Origin of the sequence: Aerococcus urinaehominis (assembly GCF_001543245.1) — a bacterium.
GTDB lineage: Bacteria > Bacillota > Bacilli > Lactobacillales > Aerococcaceae > Aerococcus > Aerococcus urinaehominis.
The window spans coordinates 74,570-97,156 of the sequence record NZ_CP014163.1 but is presented as its reverse complement, the minus strand read 5'-3'; the positions used below and the strand labels follow the sequence as shown (position 1 = coordinate 97,156).

Annotated in this window: 22 protein-coding genes; 2 read left to right on the top strand and 20 right to left on the bottom strand. The window is 43.2% G+C overall.

Annotation, left to right across the window (positions count from 1 at the left end; all coding sequences use genetic code 11):
* Window positions 1-14 precede the first annotated feature (14 nt).
* Window positions 15-1,466, bottom strand: a complete 1,452-nt coding sequence (locus tag AWM75_RS00480) for a 6-phospho-beta-glucosidase (RefSeq protein WP_067977217.1) — start codon at window positions 1,464-1,466, stop codon at window positions 15-17.
* Window positions 1,467-1,476: 10 nt separating this feature from the next.
* Window positions 1,477-3,360, bottom strand: coding sequence for a beta-glucoside-specific PTS transporter subunit IIABC (locus AWM75_RS00475; protein WP_067977216.1), 1,884 nt, complete (start codon window positions 3,358-3,360; stop codon window positions 1,477-1,479).
* A 164-nt stretch (window positions 3,361-3,524) separates the two neighbouring features.
* Here AWM75_RS00475 and AWM75_RS00470 point away from each other — a divergent pair, with 164 nt between their 5' ends.
* A complete protein-coding gene (locus AWM75_RS00470) occupies window positions 3,525-4,247 on the top strand; it encodes a GntR family transcriptional regulator (RefSeq protein ID WP_067977215.1) in 723 nt (240 codons plus the stop codon).
* A gap of 179 nt (window positions 4,248-4,426) precedes the next feature.
* On the opposite strand, the gene pcaG is transcribed toward AWM75_RS00470, so the two are convergent.
* From pcaG to lysA, 7 genes are all read right to left on the bottom strand, one after another.
* Complete coding sequence (pcaG, locus tag AWM75_RS00465) at window positions 4,427-5,128, bottom strand: protocatechuate 3,4-dioxygenase subunit alpha (RefSeq protein WP_067977214.1); 702 nt, start codon at window positions 5,126-5,128, stop codon at window positions 4,427-4,429.
* Window positions 5,129-5,812, bottom strand: a complete 684-nt coding sequence (locus AWM75_RS00460) for a dioxygenase family protein (protein WP_074572446.1) — start codon at window positions 5,810-5,812, stop codon at window positions 5,129-5,131.
* 192 nt (window positions 5,813-6,004) lie between these two features.
* Window positions 6,005-6,625 carry a carbonic anhydrase gene (locus tag AWM75_RS00455; RefSeq protein ID WP_067977213.1) on the bottom strand — a complete coding sequence of 207 codons (621 nt, stop codon included), beginning with the start codon at window positions 6,623-6,625 and terminating at the stop codon, window positions 6,005-6,007.
* A 202-nt stretch (window positions 6,626-6,827) separates the two neighbouring features.
* Window positions 6,828-7,634 (bottom strand): ADP-ribosylglycohydrolase family protein, encoded by an 807-nt coding sequence (locus AWM75_RS00450; protein WP_067977212.1) that lies wholly within the window; start codon window positions 7,632-7,634, stop codon window positions 6,828-6,830.
* Window positions 7,635-7,680: 46 nt separating this feature from the next.
* Window positions 7,681-9,135, bottom strand: a complete 1,455-nt coding sequence (locus tag AWM75_RS00445) for a pyruvate kinase (protein ID WP_067977211.1) — start codon at window positions 9,133-9,135, stop codon at window positions 7,681-7,683.
* A 276-nt stretch (window positions 9,136-9,411) separates the two neighbouring features.
* Complete coding sequence (locus AWM75_RS00440) at window positions 9,412-10,380, bottom strand: diaminopimelate dehydrogenase (protein ID WP_067977210.1); 969 nt, start codon at window positions 10,378-10,380, stop codon at window positions 9,412-9,414.
* A gap of 35 nt (window positions 10,381-10,415) precedes the next feature.
* Window positions 10,416-11,720 (bottom strand): diaminopimelate decarboxylase, encoded by a 1,305-nt coding sequence (gene lysA / locus AWM75_RS00435; protein WP_067977209.1) that lies wholly within the window; start codon window positions 11,718-11,720, stop codon window positions 10,416-10,418.
* A 325-nt stretch (window positions 11,721-12,045) separates the two neighbouring features.
* On the opposite strand from lysA, the gene AWM75_RS00430 reads away from it, so the two are divergent.
* Complete coding sequence (locus AWM75_RS00430; RefSeq protein ID WP_235585065.1) at window positions 12,046-12,945, top strand: 2-keto-3-deoxygluconate permease; 900 nt, start codon at window positions 12,046-12,048, stop codon at window positions 12,943-12,945.
* A 172-nt stretch (window positions 12,946-13,117) separates the two neighbouring features.
* On the opposite strand, the gene AWM75_RS00425 is transcribed toward AWM75_RS00430, so the two are convergent.
* The 11 genes from AWM75_RS00425 to AWM75_RS00375 all read right to left on the bottom strand — a co-directional run bounded on the left by AWM75_RS00425 (window position 13,118) and on the right by AWM75_RS00375 (window position 22,411).
* Window positions 13,118-13,426, bottom strand: coding sequence for a DUF503 domain-containing protein (locus tag AWM75_RS00425; RefSeq protein ID WP_067977207.1), 309 nt, complete (start codon window positions 13,424-13,426; stop codon window positions 13,118-13,120).
* Between the two features lie 84 nt (window positions 13,427-13,510).
* Entirely contained in the window at window positions 13,511-14,398 is an 888-nt protein-coding gene (locus AWM75_RS00420) for an SIR2 family NAD-dependent protein deacylase (protein WP_067977206.1), read from the bottom strand.
* Window positions 14,398-15,234 carry a protein-ADP-ribose hydrolase gene (locus tag AWM75_RS00415; protein ID WP_067977205.1) on the bottom strand — a complete coding sequence of 279 codons (837 nt, stop codon included), beginning with the start codon at window positions 15,232-15,234 and terminating at the stop codon, window positions 14,398-14,400. Before AWM75_RS00415 ends, AWM75_RS00420 begins: the two co-directional genes overlap by 1 nt.
* 116 nt (window positions 15,235-15,350) lie before the next feature.
* Window positions 15,351-15,683, bottom strand: a complete 333-nt coding sequence (locus tag AWM75_RS00410; protein WP_067977204.1) for a glycine cleavage system H family protein — start codon at window positions 15,681-15,683, stop codon at window positions 15,351-15,353.
* Between the two features lie 196 nt (window positions 15,684-15,879).
* Window positions 15,880-16,122 (bottom strand): CorA family divalent cation transporter, encoded by a 243-nt coding sequence (locus tag AWM75_RS08875; protein ID WP_067977203.1) that lies wholly within the window; start codon window positions 16,120-16,122, stop codon window positions 15,880-15,882.
* On the bottom strand, window positions 16,115-16,828 hold the full coding sequence (locus tag AWM75_RS00400) for a magnesium transporter CorA family protein (RefSeq protein WP_067977202.1): 714 nt from the start codon (window positions 16,826-16,828) through the stop codon (window positions 16,115-16,117). The genes AWM75_RS08875 and AWM75_RS00400 overlap by 8 nt, the downstream gene beginning before the upstream one ends.
* A gap of 178 nt (window positions 16,829-17,006) precedes the next feature.
* Window positions 17,007-18,956, bottom strand: coding sequence for a PTS fructose transporter subunit IIABC (locus AWM75_RS00395; protein WP_067977201.1), 1,950 nt, complete (start codon window positions 18,954-18,956; stop codon window positions 17,007-17,009).
* A 12-nt stretch (window positions 18,957-18,968) separates the two neighbouring features.
* Window positions 18,969-19,880, bottom strand: a complete 912-nt coding sequence (pfkB, locus tag AWM75_RS00390) for a 1-phosphofructokinase (RefSeq protein ID WP_067977200.1) — start codon at window positions 19,878-19,880, stop codon at window positions 18,969-18,971.
* Entirely contained in the window at window positions 19,880-20,632 is a 753-nt protein-coding gene (locus AWM75_RS00385; RefSeq protein WP_067977199.1) for a DeoR/GlpR family DNA-binding transcription regulator, read from the bottom strand. The genes pfkB and AWM75_RS00385 overlap by 1 nt, the downstream gene beginning before the upstream one ends.
* Window positions 20,633-20,788: 156 nt before the next feature.
* Window positions 20,789-21,658: an NAD(P)H-hydrate dehydratase gene (locus tag AWM75_RS00380; RefSeq protein ID WP_067977198.1), complete on the bottom strand. Its 870-nt coding sequence runs from the start codon at window positions 21,656-21,658 to the stop codon at window positions 20,789-20,791.
* 225 nt (window positions 21,659-21,883) lie between these two features.
* The gene (locus AWM75_RS00375; protein WP_067977197.1) at window positions 21,884-22,411 is read right to left on the bottom strand and encodes an HdeD family acid-resistance protein; all 528 of its coding nucleotides are present in this window, start codon (window positions 22,409-22,411) and stop codon (window positions 21,884-21,886) included.
* Between the last annotated feature and the right edge of the window lie 176 nt (window positions 22,412-22,587).

Here is a 22,587-nt window from a genome sequence, read left to right as displayed (position 1 = left end):
GCTAGCTTGCTGGTCTATTTAAATACTGCTTCCCCATTACTAGCAATCACTGCTTGATACCAGTCAAAAGAATCTTTTTTCGACCGTTCATAGCTCCCATGACCATCATTATCCAGGTCAACGTAGATCATGCCGTAGCGTTTCTTCATCTCACCAGTGGTAAAGGAAACAATATCCATGACTGCCCAAGGGGTATAGCCAATTAGGTCAACACCGTCTTGGTCAACAGCCTTAATCATTTCCTTAATATGCGCTCCTAAGTAATTAATCCGGTCTTGGTCATGGATTTGACCGTCAGCCTCGACTTGGTCAACTGCACCGAAACCATTTTCTACGATAAAGAGTGGGATTTGATAACGGTCCCATAGCCGGTTAAGTACATAGCGCAGGCCGACTGGATCAATGGCCCAGCCCCAATCAGAAGCTGCTAGATAAGGATTATCAACCTGGTGAGGGATCTTACCATGAATATTAGCTGAATCATCGCTGTCCTGGCTATCGATATCGACCGTATTGGACATATAGTAGGAGAAGCCTAGGTAATCAACCTTGCCGGCCTTAAGAATCTCGTCGTCACCAGGCAAAATAGGAATGTTTAACCCTTCCCGCTCAAACTCCTTAAGCGCGTAGTTAGGATAGTAGCCACGAACTTGAACATCAGGGAAGAAATAACGTAGACGCATGGCTTCTTCAGCTAGAAGAATGTTTTCAGGTTTGGCATTTAAAGGATAAATCGGTACATGAGAAACCATGGCGCCAATTTTAAAATCAGGATTAATCTCGTGACCAGCCTTAACCGCCAAGGCTGAAGCCAATAAGGTATGGTGGGCCGCTGTGTACATCACTTCTTTGGGGTTTTCTCCCGCTTGGACAGTCACTCCGGCATTGGTCCATAAAAAGACTGGATTGGTGTAATCCATCATGTTATTAATTTCATTGAAAGTCATCCAATACTTAACCTTGTCTTTATAGCGATTAAAGACGGTTTTGGCAAAATGTTCAAAGAAGCCTACGACCTTACGATTCTTAAAACCACCATAGGTCTGAGCTAAATGTAAGGGCATCTCAAAATGTGTCAGCGTAATAACTGGCTCAATACCATGCTTTAATAGCTCATCAAAGACATCATCATAGAATTGCAAACCAGCTTCGTTGGGCTCTTTTTCATCCCCTTTAGGGAAAATACGGGCCCAATAAATTGAGGTCCTAAAGGCTTTGAGCCCCATCTCAGCCATAAGCGCAATGTCTTCCTTGTAATGGTGGTAAAAATCAACCCCATGGTGGTTAGGATAATGCAAGCCGGGTTCGACCTGGTCAGTAATTTGGCGCGGTTGGCCATTGCGTCCTGCTGTTAAAACATCAACCACACTAGGACCTTTACCATCCTCGTTCCAGGCCCCTTCAAATTGGTGGGCAGCAAAAGCGCCACCCCAGAGAAAATCTTCAGGTAATTTATTATTAGACATTTTATTCTCCTTATCTAGTTACGGTTAATAACAAATCATCTTGATCACTTACAACAACAGATGAAAAATCTTGGCTATTAGTCACAATCACCGGTGTAATGGTTGGTAGACCTGCTTGACGAATTTGGTCTAGGTCAACTGTCATTAAGAGTTCACCGGCTTGCACTGTTTGCCCTTGACTAACCTCTAATTTAAAGGGTTTGCCCTCCAGGCCTACTGTCTCTAGACCAACATGAATTAATAATTCCACACCCGCTTCAGACTTTAAACCGATGGCATGATGGCTGTCCGCAATCATCACTACTTGGCCATCAAAAGGTGCGACAAGCAGACCATCGCTTGGCTCAATGGCAATACCTTGACCCATAATACCAGCTGAGAAAACAGGATCTGGTACATCTGCTAATTCAATTCTTTGTCCGGACATCACTGGGTAAACTTGACTACTACTAGCTGTATTTTCAGCCACTTTATCTTGACCGCGTGATTTGGAGCTTTTATCATCAGTAGACACATCAGCGACTGCATCATCACCGTAACCTAAAATCATAAGCAAAATTATTGGCAATATCAAGGCAATGACGACACCAATCAGCTCACCCCAAAAAGCTGTCGGAAAATCTGCATTAATCGCATTGACAACTGTTAATGGGCCTGGTAAGCCAGCATAAGCAAAGTAGCGGGCCTTGAACATAGCAGCAACTAAAGCACCCACAGCACCAGATATACAAGCAATTACGAATGGCTTTTTATAACGTAGATTAACGCCGTAGATAGCTGGTTCAGTAATCCCAAATAATCCCGGTAAAAAACCAGAAAGACCAGCTCGTTTGGTCTTCTCATCTTTACTTTTTAGAGCCACGCCTAAAGCAGCACCCGCCTGAGCAGTGACTGCAATAGAAGTAAAAGCTTGCAAGGAATCATAACCAAATTGGTTAAAGTTTTGCAACATAATTGGCATAATTCCCCAATGAATACCAAAGAGCACTAGTAATTGCCACAAACCGCCAAGCAGACCACCAGCAACCACAGGCACACTTTCATAGAGCCAGTTGTAGCCTGATGCAACCATACTAGCCGCTCCAGCTGTAATTGGGCCGACTATTAATAGTGTCGCCGGTACAGCAATGACAATTGAAAGTAAAGGAGTAAAGATAGGTCTTAGCGTTTCTGGTAGGCTTCGATTTAACCATTTTTCCAAATAAGATATCCCCCACACCATGAATAAGGGTGGCAATACACTTGAAGTGTAAGCAGTTGGACTTAATTGGAAACCGAATAAGGTAAAAGATTGCCCTGCTGCCACTTGACTGATAATTTCCGTTAAAGTTGGACTAACCAAGGCCATCGCAGCTGTCATGGCAATATAAGGATTGGAATTAAAGTGGCGAGAAGCTGTGACAGCAATAAAAATTGGTAAGAATACAAAGGGTGCCCATGAAATCAAGTTAAATATCTGGTAGGTCCCCGTCTCAGCCAAACTAGGCCAAAAAGTAGTCAGGACAATTAGAACGGCTTGGAGAATACCCGCCGCTGCTAAAATATAAACAAAGGGCGCAAAAACGGCTGACATAGTTCCTATAATGCGGTTGAGTATAGAAGTGTCGTCTTTTTCTTCAACTTCATCACTTTCTTCTTTACTAGTTAAGCCAGCCTGGGCCATAAATGCTTCGTATACGTTCCTAACATCTTGGCCAATAACAACTTGATACTGACCAGCATTTTTTACCGCACTCACCACCCCATCAATATCATCTAACTGACTAAGTGGTACATCCTCTTTTAAAAATAACCGCAATCTTGTCGCACAGTGGGTTGCTTTAGAAATATTATCTGGTCCACCAACTTCAGCTAAAATATTACTAGCTATTTTTTCATATTTGCTATCTGTCAAAGTACTTTACCTCCAATGAAAACGTTTTATTTTGTACGTCCATTATAATTATACCCATACAATTATGTCAATACCCTAATAATAAAATTGTATAGTTTAAAAATATAAGGTAAACTAAATAAAAAAAAGGCTAGTAACTTCGTACTAGCCTATCGAGGTGTTATATGCTCAAATATGAAAAAATTGCCCAGAAAATTTACCGCTACATTACAGACCACCAGCTCCAACAAGGAGATAAGTTACCTTCCTTGGATGAACTAACCAATAACTTCCTAGTATCCAAAAATACTGTTATTAAGGCTTTGGAAATGATGGAGAAACAAGGTTTAATCTACCAGGTAAGAGGATCGGGCATCTTTGTCCGTCAGCCCCGTCGCAAGGGCTACATTAACCTGATGGACCTACAAGGTTTTAATTCCTCTCTACGTGAATTTGACCTAAACTCCCAAGTTTTAGCGCTAGACTTAATTCCCGCTAATGAAGAGCTTTGTCGTAATTTAGACCTAGCACCCGGTGATCCGGTTTATTATGTTAACAGAGTGCGATATATTGAAGGTCGGCCCTTCTGTATCGAAGCCTCCTACTTTCCTCAAAAATTAGTGCCCTATTTGTCAGAAGAAATTGCCACCAGCTCTCTTTTTAGCTATTTACGTCAGGGACTAGGTTTGGATATTCATTATGTCGACCATTTTATGCGGGCTCGACGCCTTCATCCAGAAGAAGCTAAGCATTTACAACTAAAATCTGGCGACCCAACGATTGTCATTGAATCTAATTATTATCTGGCTGATGGGATGCCTGTTGACTTCTCAAAAATTTGCTACCACTACAATGAAACCCAGTTTTTCAGCCAAGGAGAAATGACATCACCAATATTTTTGGATTAAAAGAAGGTGTGAGACTGGCCGATTGGGCATGGCCGACTGGAAGGAATCAGCCCAATAGCTTCAAGCTATTGAGACTAGTTTCTGAAGTGGCGACATGCCTGCCGAGTCAAACCCGACTATACTGCCACCATTTGTATAATAGTAAGAGCCTGGGACTTACGCCCCAGGCTCTTATGCTATTAAATCATATCCTTGTCAAAACTGAAGAAGTAGGTAACAGGTTTTCCTGAACCATCTGGCTTATCAGCCATTTCTTCACCATCAACTTTAGTTTCGAGGGCTAATTCATCGGCCTCACCCTCTAGCACCATATCAAAATGGTAGTAGAGCACTTGTTCTAAATCACCCTCAATTCGCTTAGCGATTAGGGTTTTTGCCTTGTCTGCCGGAATATTATTTAAGAAGTTGTCGTTATGTTCTTGGTCTTCGAAATAAACTCGCGTATAGAGCGGGTGAGGTACCCCAGAAGCATGGACCACTATAATAATATGCGGAGATTGGGCAAGTTCTGGATGGTCATGATCTGCAATGGCTCCTGGGAGAATGGTGCGGAATTCATAGTAGCCACGCTCATCGGTGATGGTCCGACCAAAGCCGACAAAATCTGCGTCAAAACCTGGCATATGCGCTTCACTGGGATGGTTATAGACACCATCGGCATTGGCTTGCCAAATTTCGACCATGACATTAAAGATTGGATCTCCCGCGCTAGCGAAAAGGTTGCCAGAAATCACTAGTTCTTTACCCTTACCGCCATCAGCTAAAAGGTTATTATCCTTACCGGCTTCTTGGTTTAACAGGCCTAGGGTCACATAAGGGCCCACTGTCTGCTGAGGCGTCCGCCTTGTTTCTTCATTGTTTTCTGGATTTAGAATAACCATTTACTTGCCCTCCCCTGTCTGTTCTTTAATTTTGGCCTGATCTTCTGCCGTCAATTTATGGTTGTTAGGCATAGACGGATGAGATTGTGAGCCACGTAAGACAATATCGAACTGGTAACCCATAGCCCAGTCTGCAATCATGTAGTCGTGATTATAGCTACAAATCACCCGTTTTTGGTCTGCTTCATCAAGCTGTAGAAAAATTTCCTTGTCCATAGACAGGAGTGGATCGCCTTCAAAGTAAAGCTGGGTTACTAAACGGTCAGCTAACTCCGGTCCCATCACCGAATAATGAATATGGGCTGGTCGCCATTCATTAGATTCAGCCTTCCAAGCATAGTTACCTGGCTTGATGGTGGTAAATTCATACCAGCCATCCTCATCAGTGTGTGTCCAGCCTGACCCTAGGAAATTAGGATCTAATGGCGCGTCCCATGAATCTAATTTATGAATATAACGGCCGGCTGCATTAGCTTGCCAAATTTCGATAAAGGCATTAGGAACGGGATTACCTACTTCATCTAGTACCCGGCCCTTTATAATGATACGCTGACCCAGGGCTTCACCATCGCCAACAGTTGCGTTTTTGGTTAAATCATTATTTTTACCGTATTTGCGGCTCATGGCAGGACCCGGACCTGGTTCAAACAAGGGAAAGAGTCGTTTAAATTCAGCTTCATTCATATCAGCGCCGTTTTCTTTAACGTACTCCCATGGCTGGTAACTTACGATATCGTTTTTATCAGTAATATGGTTCTCCTTTTAAGGTGCGTGAGTGACGATTGACAACTTTTCTTCGGTTTTTTATTCCCAAAAAAATCATAACACGCTTTTAATTCGAAACCAAATGATATCCCTTACAAATTTTCAGAATTTTTAATCAACAAACTGGTTCTTTTCCTGGTCATAAACTCTTACTTGGCCACTATTGATATCGTAATGCCAACCGTGAACGGACAATTGCCCACTAGCCACCCTGTCCGCCACCATGGGATAGGACATGAGGTGGTTGAATTGTGCCTTAACATTGGCTTCTTCGAGGAGTAAACTCGCCTGGCTAGCATCACTTGCTTGGTCCAAGCTAGCTTGGATACCAGCCTTAACGGGTTCAAGCAGGTTAATCCACTTTTCAAGATAAGGCATGGTGGCCAAATTTTCTTTAGGACCTAGGCAGGCTGCACAACCGCCACAATTTGAATGACCGCAAATAATAATATGATCAACCTCAAGCTGATTTAAGGCAAAGTCAACCGCAGCCATCACGCTAGAAGGTAGTCCGACTTGATCAATAGCGGGCACAATATTCGCAATTGAGCGTACTTGAAAAATTTCCCCTGGCTTGGCATCCAAGAGGGCCTCAACATCAATACGTGAATCTGCACAGGTAATCATTAAACTATGGGGCGCCTGGTGGTCGGCTAACTGGTGGTAGAGCTGGGCATTTTTTTGGTAGCTACCAGCTTGAAACTGCTTTAATTTATCTTCTAATGAGGTCATGGGCGTCATCCTTACACAAATTTTTATTAAGTTTAACATACTAGTTCGCTTTTAAACAAAATTGTGCATTACCGCGCAAACTAATGAGAGTTATTTCTGATTTGCCAGTTAGTACAGGTTTTAGCTGACTCGGCTAGACCAAAATAACAAAAAAACTGTGACATCAGCCACAGTTTCATCAAACTAATTTAAACCATATTTATTAATTGGTCCTGGTCCTTAACCAAGCCCAGAGAGATTGATAGTCCTGCCATAGTTGGTCAGGCAAGTAAGCTCGCACCTGGTCAACCATAGTAGCAGGCACACCATAATAAGCTTGGCCAATACTGCCGGCAATGGCTGCCAGGGTATCCGCATCTCCCCCTAGGGATACCGCTAGACGAATGGCGTCTTCAAAGTTTTGACTCTGCAGGAAAGCCATAATAGCTTGGGGCACAGACTGGCTCGCTCTTACCTGAAAATAGTAACCCGGCCGAATATCAGCTAAATCAGTATCAAGTTGATAGTCAGCCAGCTGGGTAATTGCCTGTTTGATTTCAATCTTTCTAGCACCTTGACGGGCTAGGAAAACTGCTAATGCAGCAGCTTGGGCCCCAATCACAGCCTCTTCATGATCATGAGATACAAGGGCCTGGCTCTTGGCTAATTGGAGGCACTGGTTTTGGTTAGTGGCAAACCAAGCAATTGGGCTCACCCGCATGGCCGCCCCATTTCCGTAACTAGGATTGGCTGCCTGGTCACTTGCTGATAGCCAGGCCTTAAAACTTTTACCATAGGCCAAGTTAGGATAGGTCCGACCATATTGCCGCATTTGATAACGGCAAGCCTCAACAAAAGATTCATTGCCTGCTAAGTGACTTTTTAAGGCTTGGCCAATTGCGAGGGTCATCACTGTGTCATCGGTAAAATGACTACGGTCGGTCCAAAGGTCAAAATCGTATTTTTTAGTTGACTGGCTGGGACGTTCATAGGCAGAACCTATTACATCACCTATTATAGCACCTAACACCTGCTTACCTCCTTGTGAAATCATGTCATTTAACCATCTTCAATACTTATTTCAACTGATGACCTAAAGGTGATAGCCCCATATAAGGCACTTGGTGGTTAAAGTAGTGGTTAGACGCAGTTAAAAGTCTCTTGAGCGTCGCGATGCCCCGGCTAATATAGGGCCCCTTATTCAGCATGACGCATTGGCTGCGGCCGGCCAACATAACATCAGAAATTTCTGCTCGACTAGGAATACCGGTTTTAACCAAATTATCTAATACTTGAGTAGCAAGTACCACAGGGATATGACCAGCTCGGCCTAGGCGCAATAATTCTTCTTGCAGACTAGCCATGGCTACAAAACCTAGCTCTGCCGCCAAATCACCCCTGGCTATCATCAGCCCCGCTTGATGGTGACGGTTTCCTTCGATAATCAGTTCATAAATATTGTCCAAGGCTGCCTGGGTTTCAATCTTCAGATTGAGTTTAAGATCCTGGCTAGCCTGGCCATAATTTTTAGCCAGACAAGCTTTAATCGCAATAAGATCGTCTGTCTGCCTTAAATAAGACAAGTTAAAGCCTGTAGCTAAATCAGCTCGGGCAATACCAGCGATGGCCGCTTGATCATCAGGACTCAAGATATCTAGACCAAGGTCCTTTTCAGGGAAATTAATACCCTTGGTCGCCTTAATTTTTTGCCCCTTTTCCTTTCGAACTCCCGTAACCGTAACCACCACACCAGCTGGATGGCAGCTGGTTACTTGGCCACTGACATCACCATCGTACATAACGACCTGGTCGCCAACCGCTAAACTTTTGATTAAATCCTCATAAGGACAGGTCAGCACCAAATCTTGGTCTTGGAATGGCCCGAGTTCTTCTCGGTAGGAGATAAAAAACTGGTCACCCTTAACTAGTTTAGGGTTTTGCAGGCGCGTATAAAGGGCTGAAATCCGCACTTTGGGCCCGGCGGTATCAAAGTAGACCGGTAAGTTAGCTTGATTTTGGTGGAGGTTGGCCACCATGGCCTGCCAGTCAGCAATATTTTCATGGGCAGTATTAATCCGGGCAACAGTCATTCCGGCAGCCTGCATATCTGCAATTAGTTGCAAATCATCAACCGCGTTAGGCGGCATAGTCACCATAATTGCTGCCTGGTCACTCTGACCATAAAAGTCTAGCTGGCGTTGGGCCAGTAGTTTGTCTGGTTTATTTGCAGGAGCTGGCTCATCTGCTTGCTTCCCATTTTCTTGCATAGCAGCTAAATGATTAATAGCCTGGTCTAAGCCAGCTAGCACATCTGACTCAATATTGACAAAAGGGTTCAGTCCGTAGGCTAATAAGCTTTCCTGTAAGCTAACTAGGTCAATTTGGCGAAGCGCGCGGTAATAGGCTAGATTTTGAGCTGAATCACGATAATCTGGTCGAATATCCGTTGGTGACCAGCTGCGGTAGTATTCTTGACCTTGTTTATATACTTCAAGACGTATTTTTTCTAACTCTTCTAAAAGGCCCAGCATTTTATTTAATCTCCTTCTCCTACTTGTTAGCAGCAGTCTATCCACTTCCCCCAAAGTAAATAAGCAGCTGATTTGTCCTGGTTAGGCTTGACTGCAATCGTTACCAATCCTAACTTCATCTCATTTTTACTATAACATATAATGAACTTTTGGACTCAAGATAACCCTTTCAAAAAAAGAAATTAAATAGCCATCCCCAAATCGGCGGATGGCTATTACTTTTAGCAAGCTAATTATTTTTTATTCCTATTAAATAGGGCCAATAATGTACCCTTATTATAGTAGGTCTGCGATTAATTCAGCAATTGGCCGTGAGCTAAGATACTTAGGAGCAACGTCAAAGACCGTTTGCACACCAGTGACCCCCTCTTTAGCCAGACGAGCAGCGGCCCGGGCATAGGCAACATTTACAGCAGCAGTGAATTCAGGATTAGAAGCCAGATCTAGACTAAATTCATATACTTGGTGGGCCTCAGGGCTAGTTTGACCAGAGCGAATAACATGCCCACCATGTGGCAGGCCTTGATGGTTAGCCTTGAGCTCCTCAGCACTTATAAAGTGAACTGTGGTTTCATAGCCCTGGAAGTAGTCGGGCATGGTGACAATAGCTTCCCGCACTTGGTCAGGGTCAGCGCCATCAGCTAATACAGCATAGACCTCGCGCTTATGGGCACTGTGGCTATCATAAGCGACCTCCTTACCTTCCCGGATATCGGCCATCAAATCTTGGTTAGGAATGGTGTATTGGACAGCGTCGGCTACCCCGTCAACCCCACGCACTGCATCTCCGTGGCCTTGACTTAGCCCCTTACCCCAGAAGGTATAGGTGTTGCCTTGGGGTAAAATTGCTGCGCCCATTAATCGGTTAAGCGAGAATAGGCCTGGGTCCCAGCCAGTCGCAATAATAGCAAGCTTGTTGCCAGCTTGGGTGGCTGCTTGCATATCTTGATAATAATGGGACATATTGCTGTGGTTATCATAGGCATCAACGGTATTAAATTTTTGAGCTAATTCTGGTCCTTGCTTAGGAATATCAGTCCGCGAACCACCGCAGAGAATCAAAACGTCAATTTTATCCGTAAATTGATCGAGGTCATCATAGTAATAGGCTGGTGCCTGGGTATCCAGGCTAGCTGGGTCCCGTCTTGAAAAAATCCCTACTAGTTCCATATCATTAGCTAACTTCAAATTTGCTTCGACGCCACGGCCTAGGTTACCGTAGCCGACAATACCAACTTTTATCATCGTCATTTCCTCCTAAATCTTTTTACTAGTCCTGGTTAATCCTTGATAGAGCAATCATTACGCGTCATATCGGCATAAGTTTCTCGCTTAACAGCCACTTTGGACTGACCATCCTTAACAAAAACGACTGCTGGTTTTTCAATCCGGTTATAGTTGGAGGCCATGGCAAATGTGTAAGCCCCGGTTCTTGGCACCACTAAAATATCCCCCGGCTGCGGGTTAGCAAGTTTGATCTCTTGAATTAAAATATCGCCAGTTTCACAACACTTGCCAGCCACTCGGAAGGCTTGGTCAGCAGGTTCATTTATCCGGTTAGCAATTGCTGCCTCATATTCAGCCTGGTATAGGGCTGGTCGCAAGTTATCAGACATGCCCCCATCAATAAAAGCAAAGGGTAGTCCCATTTGCGGGTGCTTAATAGCACCTAGCGTATACAGGGTCGAACCGGAGTCATTAATCATAGACCGGCCGGGTTCAATCGAAATAATGTCACAGCTGAAATCATTAGCCACCATAGCCTGTTCGATTTCTTTAATATAGGCTGGCAAAAATTCAGCTAAATTCAAAGGTTGATCCTTATCCGTATAATATACGCCAAAGCCACCACCTAGGTTGACTTCCTGCAAGTCAATTTGACACTGGCTTTCGACCTGCTTAGCGAAGGCAATCATGGCCTGGGCCTCTTCATAGAAAAAGCCTGCCTTCATCACTTGAGAGCCAATGTGACAATGAACACCTGCAAAATCAATGGCTGGATCCTGGGCCATGGCTTGAATAAAGGCCATTGTTCGCGGATCAGTGGTCGACATGCCGAATTTAGAATCTTCCTTAGTGGTTTGAATATATTTGTGGGTATCAGCTTCAATCCCTGGGTTAACTCGCAAGAGGACCCGTGCTAGCATTTTTCTTTCTTTGGCTAAATCACTGATTAGTTGGTACTCATAGTCATTATCGACAATAATAGTGCCAATCCCTTGGTCTAGGGCATAGGCTAACTCATGAGGGGTTTTGTTGTTACCATGGAAGTAGACTTGGCTAGGGTCATAACCCGCCTTTAAAACAGTGTAGAGTTCGCCCCCACTAACAACATCAATATGGAGGCCAGCCGCCTTGGCTAATTCAGAAATATAAACATTTGAAAAAGCCTTAGAGGCATAAATAACATGTGTTTTAAATTTTTCAGAAACAAAATACTGCTTGAAAGCTTGGGCCCGGTCTTCAAAATCAGCTTGGTCAATCACGTAAAGTGGTGACCCGTATGCTGCGATTAATTTATCGGCCCGGATACCACCAATGGTTAACATATTGTCATCAGTGGCCATATTACCGTTTAATTGCATGAGCTTTCCTCCTTTTTAAATTACATTTTCTATTGTATCATGACTTGACCGACAGGTATATTTTTAATTTTCAGAAAATTCATTTAATTAACCTAAAAATCGAGAAAATTATATTTTTTCATATTCCCTTTCATACTTTTACAGCAACATTATTGCTAAATATGGCTACTTAATATGAAAAAAAATGAAAATTTGGCGCCCCCTATTGCTTTTTAATTTAAAAGTTTTATAATCGTATTTGTTAAACATTATATTAAGAAAGAAGGCATGTATTAACGTGTTAAAATTTATGCGCAAGTTCCCTGGTGGATTGCTTTTATTCCCAATGCTATTAGCAGCATTGTTCAATACCTTTGCACCTAGTCTATTTCCTAGTTTAGGCGGTATTTCAGAAGCCATGTTCACAACTAAGGGGATCAACTATGTGGTTGGTGTGACCTGTTTTTGCTCCGGTGCTGGTCTAAACTTACAATCTCTAAAGCATGTGCTCCGTAAGCAAGGGGTTGAACTTTTAGTAAAGACCATCATTTGTATTGCAATTGGTATTTTATATATTAATTTATTCGGCCTTGAAGGGGTATTTGGCATCTCTGCCGTTGCCTTTATCACTGCCCTTTGCTCCACTAACCCTGCCCTTTTCCTTTCATTAGAACAAGATTTAGGGACAGAAGATGACTTGTTAGCCTTTGGTCTGCTAGGACTTTTCTGTGTCCCAGCCTATCCGATGTTTGTCTTTGGTATTGCCCAAGGTGGTGCAATCGACTGGACCCCAATTATTTCTACCCTAGTACCGATTATTGCTGGTATGATTGTTGGTAACCTGGATCCTGATATGGCAAAATTCTTAGCACCTGGTGTCGCTGTTCTAACCCCATTCATGGGCTGGTGTTTTGGTGCTGGTATCAACTTATTCCAAGCTGTTGTTGCTGGTCCACAAGGTGTCCTATTAACCATCCTCTTCTATATTGTCCTAGTTCCTGCCCTTTACCTAGTTGAAACTAAGGTACTTAAAGATGATGGGGTGTCATCAATTTCAATGTCATCAATTGCTGGTATGTCAGTTTCAGTCCCAGCCTTAATCGCGCAAACTAATACGAGTATTGCACCATTCGTTGAATCAGCTACTGCTCAAATTTCATTTGGTGTCGTGCTGACCTCAATTATCACGCCAATCCTAGCCAAGAAAGTCTTCAATATCCATGCTGATATTAAGCATCACCATTAGTTAAATTTATAGCTAGTCCCTACACACTGGGGACTAGCTTTTTTATTGACCAGATGGCAGACATATCTACTGTGTCAGAAATATAAAAAAGACATCGCAAGTTCTTCTAGATTTACTTGGATGTCTTTTTATTTTTCTGATATTATTGTTGGAAAAATGGCCTCAAACTCACTTAACCGGAGTATGATTTAGCCCGTTCGTAACTCTCTAACCAGTCAACGGCTACAATTTCTATAGGATAGTGCAATTCGATAAAGTCATGAATATTATCCAGGACTAATTGGGCCTGATAGTCAGCATTTGATACAATACCGAAGCCTAATACGGCTAAATTTTGCATATCATTATGGCTAACCTCAGCCACAGATACCTTGAATTTTTGCTGAACCTTGGCCATCATAGACTTGATAACCCGGCGCTTATCCTTAAGTGAATAGGCATCTTGAATAATAAAGGTAACCAGACTAGCTAGTAAAAACATAGGACCTCCCTGGCACTAAGCCTTAGCACACATCGTCGTTAACTATATTCTATCATGTTAAACATGAATCATGGGCAATTAGCATTACTGGTTAACTAGCTGGGTGTGGGCAGCTGCAATTAAATCGGCAATATCTTCATTTAACCATACTGTTTGCGGACGCACACTATCTGGTAGCTTGTAGTTTTTTGCATTTAAGGTAACAAAGAGTGCTTCAGGATTAGCAGCAGTCATATTGACGAATGGGTCTTTAATGAATTGTGGGGTCGTATGACCGACACCAATCTCAAGATAGAGGACCCTACCATGTTGGTGGGCATCCAAGAAATTATCATAATGATCTTTTTGTAGGTAGAACTCAACATCTTCTACCATACCCTTCTCCTCATTACGCTTGTTGATCTCCATTGGTGCACTACATTTTGGACAGTAAGGAACTAATTCAGCTGGAATTTCCATATTTTCTTGCTCAGCCACCATTTGTCGGATGGCATCATCATGCCGGTAGGTTTGGTTGTGGCAGTGGTTGGAACATTGCCATAAGCAATACTTACCCTGGATATGGAATACTTTATTTTCTGGATAATCAGCTTTTTCAAAGGCATTGTCAGCATTAGTGGTAATAACGTGAAAAGCCTTATCGGCAAGTATTTCTTTAAGTCTTAGATAGGATTGACCTAGGGGCTGGTCGAGGTAGTTTAAAACAACAAAACGACTTTGAAAGGCCCAATATTCGCGAATATTATCAAAATCATAGAGAGAAGCCTGCAACATATCAATCAGGCGATACTTTTGGATAAAATCAGGAAAGTTTTCGCGAAAACGTGGCCCTACATAGGTAAAACCATCCGCAGCAGACATACCAGCACCGATACCAACAACCACCGCTTCGGCTTCTTTAAGTAAGCCAGCTAATTGGTCAGCCTGGCTAAGATGGTCTACTTTTAGGGTATCCCAAGTTTTTAAAGTCATTATTTTTCCTCCTCTAAGTCAATACCTAGTCTATCAGCATAAATTGCCAAGTCTTGGTCGGTAAAGACGTTAAATATTACCTTAATTTGGCTATTTTCTTGACTTATATAATTCTCTACGGTCTTTATGGCCACCTGAGCCGCTTGGTCAGCTGGATAACCAAATACACCCGTTGCTATACAACAAAAAGCAATCGTTTTTAATCCTTTTTCCTCTGCTAAAGCCAAACAGGACTGGTAGCATTGGGCCAGTTGGTCGGCCTTGATGTCGGTGACCTGACCGCCTTGAACGACTGGACCTACCGTATGAATCACATAGGTCGCAGGTAGGTTATAGGCTGAAGAAATCAAAGCTTGCCCCGTCGCTAGCTTACGGCCCCGACTTTTAATTTGTTGGTGCATGTCCAGGCGTAATTGGATCCCAGCTTTAGTGTGAATAATGTTATCGATGCAGTTATGGCCAGGAATAAAGCAGCCCTCTGCCTGGTTGTTAGCGGCATTAACGATTGCATCCACTGCTAATTGGGTTATATCGCCCTGCCACAAGCTTATCTGATCGGACTTAATGTAGCCATCAGTAAAGCCATAGGTCGGACCATCATTGTTTTCCAAGGCTAAATAGGTATCCTGAAGGGATAGGTACTGGTCGCTAGCTGGTTTAGCAGGTCGGACATTAACCAACTGGCGCCACTTGTTGGCCAATTCCTGGCGTTTGGTCAACTGATTCTGATCGTCGTCATCCAGATTGTAGGCTGGTAAATTTTGGTAATCGCTGGGGTCTGAGTATTCCCCTTCCAAATAGCCAACCATTAACTTAAGGCGATCTGTTTGCTTCATCTTAAAAACTCCTAATCATTTACTAGCCCACTTTTAATCATTAGCTAGTAACTACTTTGATACACAATTCCTAGAACTAGCAAGAGCCTGGCACACAGTCCAGGCTCTTTTTAATATTAGGCATCTTCAAGAGCGTCAAAAGCCGCTTGGTCAACATCAGTTAACTTGATAAACCAATTTTCTTCATCTTTAGCAGAATTTAATAACTCTGGGCTTTCTTCTGCAGCTAAATTACGGTCAGCAACCTTACCAGCTAATGGGCTAGCCACTTCTAAAACAGTTTTAGAGGCTTCTACATTTAAAATCGGATCATCAACTTTTACTTGGTCAGCTTTAGTAATTTCTGCATAACCAACTGTACCCACATCATCTTGTAATTCAGGGGTCATGGAAATGGTATATAAGTCATCATCTTGTTCAATGAAGAGGTAATTTGCGCGTTTTTTCATAGTTGTCTAGCTCCTTTTCAAATTTTCATCTAGAACAAATTTAGCCTGAAAAGCTAATTTTGTCAATCAATTCAACACAATAGCTGGCATTAAAAACAACCTGGTTAACACTAATGCTAGTTTTATCGGGCCTGGTTTAAGATAATATTCGCTAATAAAATACATATTTTGTACTGATAATATATACACATTTTGTTTATAGCATTTTTTTACGCTTTAGATAGATATAGACGCCAATAATCATGCCTGCCGTTAATACTGACAGTACGATAAAGGCCCAGTCGGACTCCGTAAATGGCAAGTCAACATTCATCCCCCAAATTCCGGCAATAATAGTCGGGATGGTTAAAAGAATCGACCATGACGTTAAAATTTTCATAATGGTATTCATATTATTATTTAGTACGTTGGTAAAAACATCAGTCAGTTTATCAATCATTTTTTTGCTGCTGGTAAACCATAATTTCAGCCTGGTTGTGTTCTACTTGAACGTCACGTAAAAGACGCAGGTCTTTAGCTGGTGCCTCCTCCTCTTTTAGAAAAGTAACTAAGGATTCCAAAATATTATGGTTACCATCTATGGCGGTTTCATAATAAACCAGACCCTTGTTAAGACCAATCAATTCGTAAAGAATTTCATTTGAGGTTGAATCGGTGACCATTTCTTCTATTTGGTGGATACGTTGGTCGATGGAAACCAAATACTGGGTATAGCGTTTAGAAATTTGCCAAAAAATAGCCAGTACCAAGCCGAATGTTGAGTAATCTACCAGGTCAGAATCAGCAAAGTCATGTGCGATATCGTCTAAAAAAGATAAGGGGTGTTTAGAAATTGTGATAACCTCATGATCATGAATAATAACTGACAAGGGATGAACTTGTAGACGGTCTTTAAATTCTTGGCTCTGGTGGTAGTCAGGATACAGAAAGACCAGGAGCTCGAATTCATCTCCTTGACTATTGCGATAGGCTTCCTGACGGGATACCTCATAGGGATCCAGGGCAGAACTGACAAAATCGCGGGGAATATCATAATCGGCAATTAACTTTTCTACTTCCTCAGCTGAGGGATTGTATACGTAACGCCAAATTAACTTTTCCCAGGTAGGATGGTCTTTGTCTTTTAATTGGTAAATATGTTGCATGTCGTCTCCTTGTTTTAGCTTTTTTATTAGCCCTAGCATACCATATTTAAGGTGATGAAAAAGCTTTTATGCGCGTCAAAACGGCTCTGGTTGCTTCACCAAAGCGGGTAAAGGGAGAAAATTAAAAAAACAGCCCTTATTACTTAAGAATAAAGGCTGGTTTTTTAGTAAGTTGGATTTATTCCTCTACTTCAGCAATTAGCTGATCTTCAACTGGTTTCTTCCAAAAACCTAAAATTAAGGCTGATACCAAGGTACCGATTAAGACAGCTAAGACAATTTGCAAGCGATTTTCACCCAAGGCTAAGATAGTAAAGATACCACCGTGAGGGGCTGGTACAGCAGTGTTCCAGAATTGAGTCAGTCCACCACCGATAGCGGCACCGATTACGCTGGAACCAATCACCCGTAATGGATCAGCAGCAGCAAAAGGAATGGCACCTTCTGTAATGAAGGATAAGCCCATGATTAGATTAGTTAGAGAGGTAGCTTGTTGTTTTTCCGTGAATTTAGACTTAAAGAGCATGGTGGCTAGGGCAATTGCCATTGGTGGAATCATACCACCAACCATAACAGCTGCCATAAAACGACCATCGCCCGTATCAGTAAAGATACCAATTGAGAAGGCATAAGCAGCTTTATTAAAAGGACCACCCATATCAATAGCCATCATACCACCCAGTAAAGCACCGAGTAATACCAAGTTACCAGTACCTAAGTTGTTCAGGAAGTCGAGCATGGCTTGGTTGACAATACCGAAGATTGGCCCAAAGACAAAGTACATGAGGAGGCCGACTACCAGTAAGCTGACCACTGGATAAAGCAGGATGGTTCTAACCCCTGCCAGAGATTGCGGCATACCGCTTAGGGCTTTGATGATAAATTTCATAGCATAACCCGCTAGGAAACCAGCCACTAAACCACCAAGGAAACCGGCATTGGCAGTCACAGCCAGCGCCCCACCGGCAAAACCGGCAACTAGGGCTGGTTGCCCTCCGATTGACTGGGCAATGTAACCCGCTAAAACCGGAATTAAAAAGCTAAAGGCAGCCGAACCAATACTGTTAAAGCTGGTAAACCAAGCTGAGTCTCCTCCGACAATATGCTCTAGTAGGAAGGAAATAGCGAGCATGATACCGCCGGCGATTACGAATGGTAGCATAGCAGAGATACCTGACATCAAGTCATCATAAACACCTCTTAAGCTAAAGCCCTTGTCTTTATTTTGACTAGTAGCTGCTTGGGCTTGGCTATCACTACCGCTTGATTTGTAGATTGGGGCCTCGCCTGACAAGGCTAGGTCAATCAGCTCATCCGTTTTATTAATGCCATCAGCAACTGGTCTTTGCACCACGCGGTGGCCAGAAAAACGGTCCATAGCAACTTTCTTACCAACCGCAACAATAATCCCATCAGCTTGGTCAATATCGGATTGAGTGAGTTGGTGTTTCACCCCATCAGAGCCGTTGGTTTCAACCTTGATGCGGATACCACGTCTTTCAGCAGCTTGCTTCAAAACGTCTTCAGCCATATAGGTATGGGCAATACCAGTTGGACAAGCTGTTACCGCAATCAAATATGGTTGGTCAGTATCGCCAGCTTGGTCAGCTGCTAGGTCTGCTTGACCAGCATTGGCCTCTTGGGCAGCTTCCGCTTTAGCTTCAGCATCCAAGGCCGCTTGGGCTAGGCCAATCACCGCACTCGCTTGGTCAGGTGTTTGGGCTGCTAATAGAGCAGTGGTAAAGTCCTTGTTCATTAATAATTTAGAAAGTTCAGCTAAGACACTCAAATGAGTATCAGCGGCACCACCCTCGGCAGCAATCATGAAGAAAAGTTTGGCTGGTTGTCCATCTAAGGATTCAAAGTCTAACCCTTCAGGTTTCTTGGCAAAGACAACTGAAGTCTTGGTGACAGCTTCAGTCTTAGCATGGGGCATGGCAATACCTTCCCCTAGGCCAGTTGACATTTGTTCTTCGCGGTTTTGAATAGCTGCCCGGAAGGTCTCAAAATCATTGACAGCCCCCTGGTCAACCAGTTTTTGGGCCATTTCATCAAGAATGCCGGCCTTAGTTGTTGCTTGGGCAGGAATTAGCATTAATTCCGGCCGGATAATATCAGTTAAATTCATCTCATTTTCCCCCTAAATTTTTTCCACAATTACTTTATCAAGCATGCGCGCAATCCCATCTTTAGTTGCCAAATCTTCATTTTGAGTGGTATCAGCAGAACAAGCACTGCCTAATTTAAGTCCTTGGCCAGCTGGCTGACCTTGACTTAAGCTAGCGACAAATCCTGCCACCATCGAGTCACCCGCTCCGACTGTATTAACAACCCGTTCAGCAGGGGCGTTGGCTTGGAAGGCACCGTCTTGGTTGACTAGCAAAGCGCCGTCGCCACCAAGGGATACGATTACATTTTGGGCCCCTTTAGCCAGGATATCTTGGGCCAAAGCGATGGTGTCAGCTTGATTGCTAATTTTAGTATCATACAAAGCCTCTAATTCGGCGCGATTAGGTTTGACCAGTACCGGTTGGTAAGGCAAAATATCAAACAAATCAGGACTGGCTATATCTAACACAAAAGGAATCTGCCGGTCTGAACAGTGTTTAGCTAAGCGGGTATTAAAATCTGCCCCTAAACTGGCTGGCGCATTACCGGTAATAATTAATAAGTCATCCTGGTTCAAAACATCGACTTTTGCCAATAGGGCTGTAACTTCTTCTGGGCTGATTTCTGGCCCTTGACCATTAATTTCTGTTTCCTGCTCACCTTTTAGTTTGACATTGATACGGCTCTGGCCTGAAATGTTGACAAAATCTGTTTGGCTACCTTCAGCACGTAACCAATCACTGATAAACTGGCCGGTATGGCCGCCCAAAAAGCCGAGAGCGGTATTTTCTTGGCCTAGTTGGTTTAGGACCCGGGAAACGTTAATGCCTTTACCACCTGGCAACAAACGTTCCGATTTAGACCGGTTAGTTTCACCCAAGTCTAAGTCATTGAGATACATAATATAATCTATAGCTGGATTTAAAGTAAGTGTATAAATCATTAAACATCAACCTCCTTAATACGATAGCGTTGGTGGAATTGGGCATCAATTGGTCCCGAATTAGTAATAATAGTAGGTGCTTGATCGAAGACCACTCTTTGATCATAGGCCTGACCAAACTTGGTCTGGTCAGCTAACAGAAAATAACGGCGGCTATGGCGACTAGCCAATCCTTTTAAATCAGCCTCTTCCCTAGCAGTTGTTGTTAGACCGTAGTGGCTATCAATGCCATTAATGCCCAAGAAGGCCTGGTCAAAATTATAAGCGGATAATTGCTGGTAAGCCGTTGTACCGGCAATGGCCCGGGTCAAAGGACGAATAGCGCCACCTAACAGAATCGTGTCAATTTGCCGGTGGATAGCGGTATAGGCTTGGTCTAAACCATTAGTAACAATCATAATATTGGCGCCTATCGGCAGGGCTTCAATAACCTGTAAGCAGGTTGAGCCCGCATCCAGGTAGATCAGCTGGCCAGGTTTTATGACTTGTTTGACTACATATTGGGCTATGGCTCTTTTGGCCGCTAAATGCTCCACAGATCGACTAGATAGGTCAGTCTCCTCACCAAATTCAGTCAGATATTGGGCACCCCCATGCACCTTTTTAAGCCGACCAGCCTGGTCCAGCTGGTTCAGGTCTCGGCGGATGGTTGACAGAGAACTTGTGGTCAGGTCACACAGCTCTTGAACAGTGGCTGTCCCCCGTTCTTTGACTAAATCAATAATCATTTGATGGCGGTCAGCTGCCAACATTAGTATGCCTCCTTTCATTATTCATACTTGAAAACGATTTCTAAGGATAGTATACCAGCTTCATTCCTATAAATCAATCATTTTTATTCAAAAACAATCAAAATAATTCAATTTGCGGCAAAAAAACGCAGGAAAAGCCTGCGTTAAGTTGATTATTTATTTGTTATCCTGCTCAAACTGCTTCAGGTAATAAGAAATTTGATCAGCTATCATGGTAGGTAAAACAACGTAGTGGTCCTGGTAGAGCTGGTCACCAATATAGGAATGAAGGTATGTGGCTAGCGCTAGGGCTTGCTCGAGTGGCTGGATTTGACCAGCTAGGCCAGCAACCATACCAGCCAAGGTATCCCCCATTCCCCCTGTGGCCATGCCGGGATTGCCAGCGGTATTTTGATAATAATAGTCACCTTGGGGAAGAAAAATACGGCTAGCCTCGCTCTTTAAAATCAGATACAGCCGGTGGTTATTAGCCCACTGGCAAATAGCCTGGTTATCAGTTAAAGGAATTTTACCCTGACTTAGACGCGACCACTCTCCTGGATGGGGCGTCAAGACTAGCGTATGGTGTTTCGCTAGGTCATAGATGCTAGCTGGTTGGTCGGCTAACAGGGTAATACCATCCCCATCTAAAATAACAAGTTTGCGTTGGTCTATCGACATCAGCGCCTGGTAAATTTCCTGCCAATCCTGGGTATCTCGGCCTAAACCAGGGCCAACTAGGATAATTTCATTCTTGGCCATCTGGTCGGTAAGTGCCTGGTAATCGTAACGATCAAGGACCATGGCTTCGGGCCGGTTAGCGTGCAGGGCCGGAAAATTAATCGGTGCGGTCGCGACCGTAGTGAGCCCAGCACCAGCATTAATGGCGGCATTGGCAGACATCTGGATGGCGCCACCCATCTGCTGGTTGCCACCCAGCAAGAGTAAACGGCCATAGTTACCCTTATAAGAGCGACTCTGGCGGTTGGGAATCCACTGGCTAACTAACTTGACACTCAGGTCAATGGCTTGGATATGCTGACTCATAAATACCACCCTTTTTCTGTTATTTTTAAACTAATTGTAGCCTAATTGAAAGTAGAGTAAAAGAGCCTGGAACATAAGTCCCGGGCTCTCGTTATTATACGTATATTAGCAGCATAGTCGGGTTCGAGCACGGCATACTATATCCGTACGCATTGAAAATGCTACGGCTATAGCAAAAAGTAGTCCATGCCTAAACGCTTTTTCTCACACCCTCCTAAAGCTAGCTTAAACAAAAGCGGACACAATGGCGCGGATACCATTAAACATGAAATAAACGCCTACTAAGAATGGCAGTAGGGCTAAGGCTGTCGCCGGGTTAAAGAGTAAGTAGAAGCCGACAATGAGTGAAATGACATAGATGATAATTGATAACCAGTAAAAACCACCATTAACAGCTTTAATGGTATTGGCTAAATAGATGCCCATAATCGCCTCAAAAATAAACCAGAGGGCTAGCACAACAGGCATAGTTAAGACACCAATTTCGATATTGAAGACAACGATGACACCTAGAATGATCCGGATGATTGCTAGGATTAGGGTCCCTATCATATTGGTACCAAAACGCTCATTTATCCGGTTGCGCGTCACTAAGGCAAAAATTCCGCCTAAGATCATGGCAAAACCAAATACAAAAGCAATAGCCAAAATGGATGAAACAGGATTTCTAAAAGCAATTAAAGCGACAATGATATACAGGGCACCAATTAGTAGGTCGGCCCATGAAAAGCTTGATTGATTGTCATTTGACATATTATTTTCCTCCTTTATATTTACTCTTAGTATAGAGGTCATTTATGAAAATAATATGAAAATTAAACGAAGATACAAAAATCTATACAAATTACTTAAGAATATTTAAGGGGCCCCCTAACCAAGGCCTCGCTAAAAAAGTCACAAGCTTTTTACCTAGCTAGCGCTTGACTTTT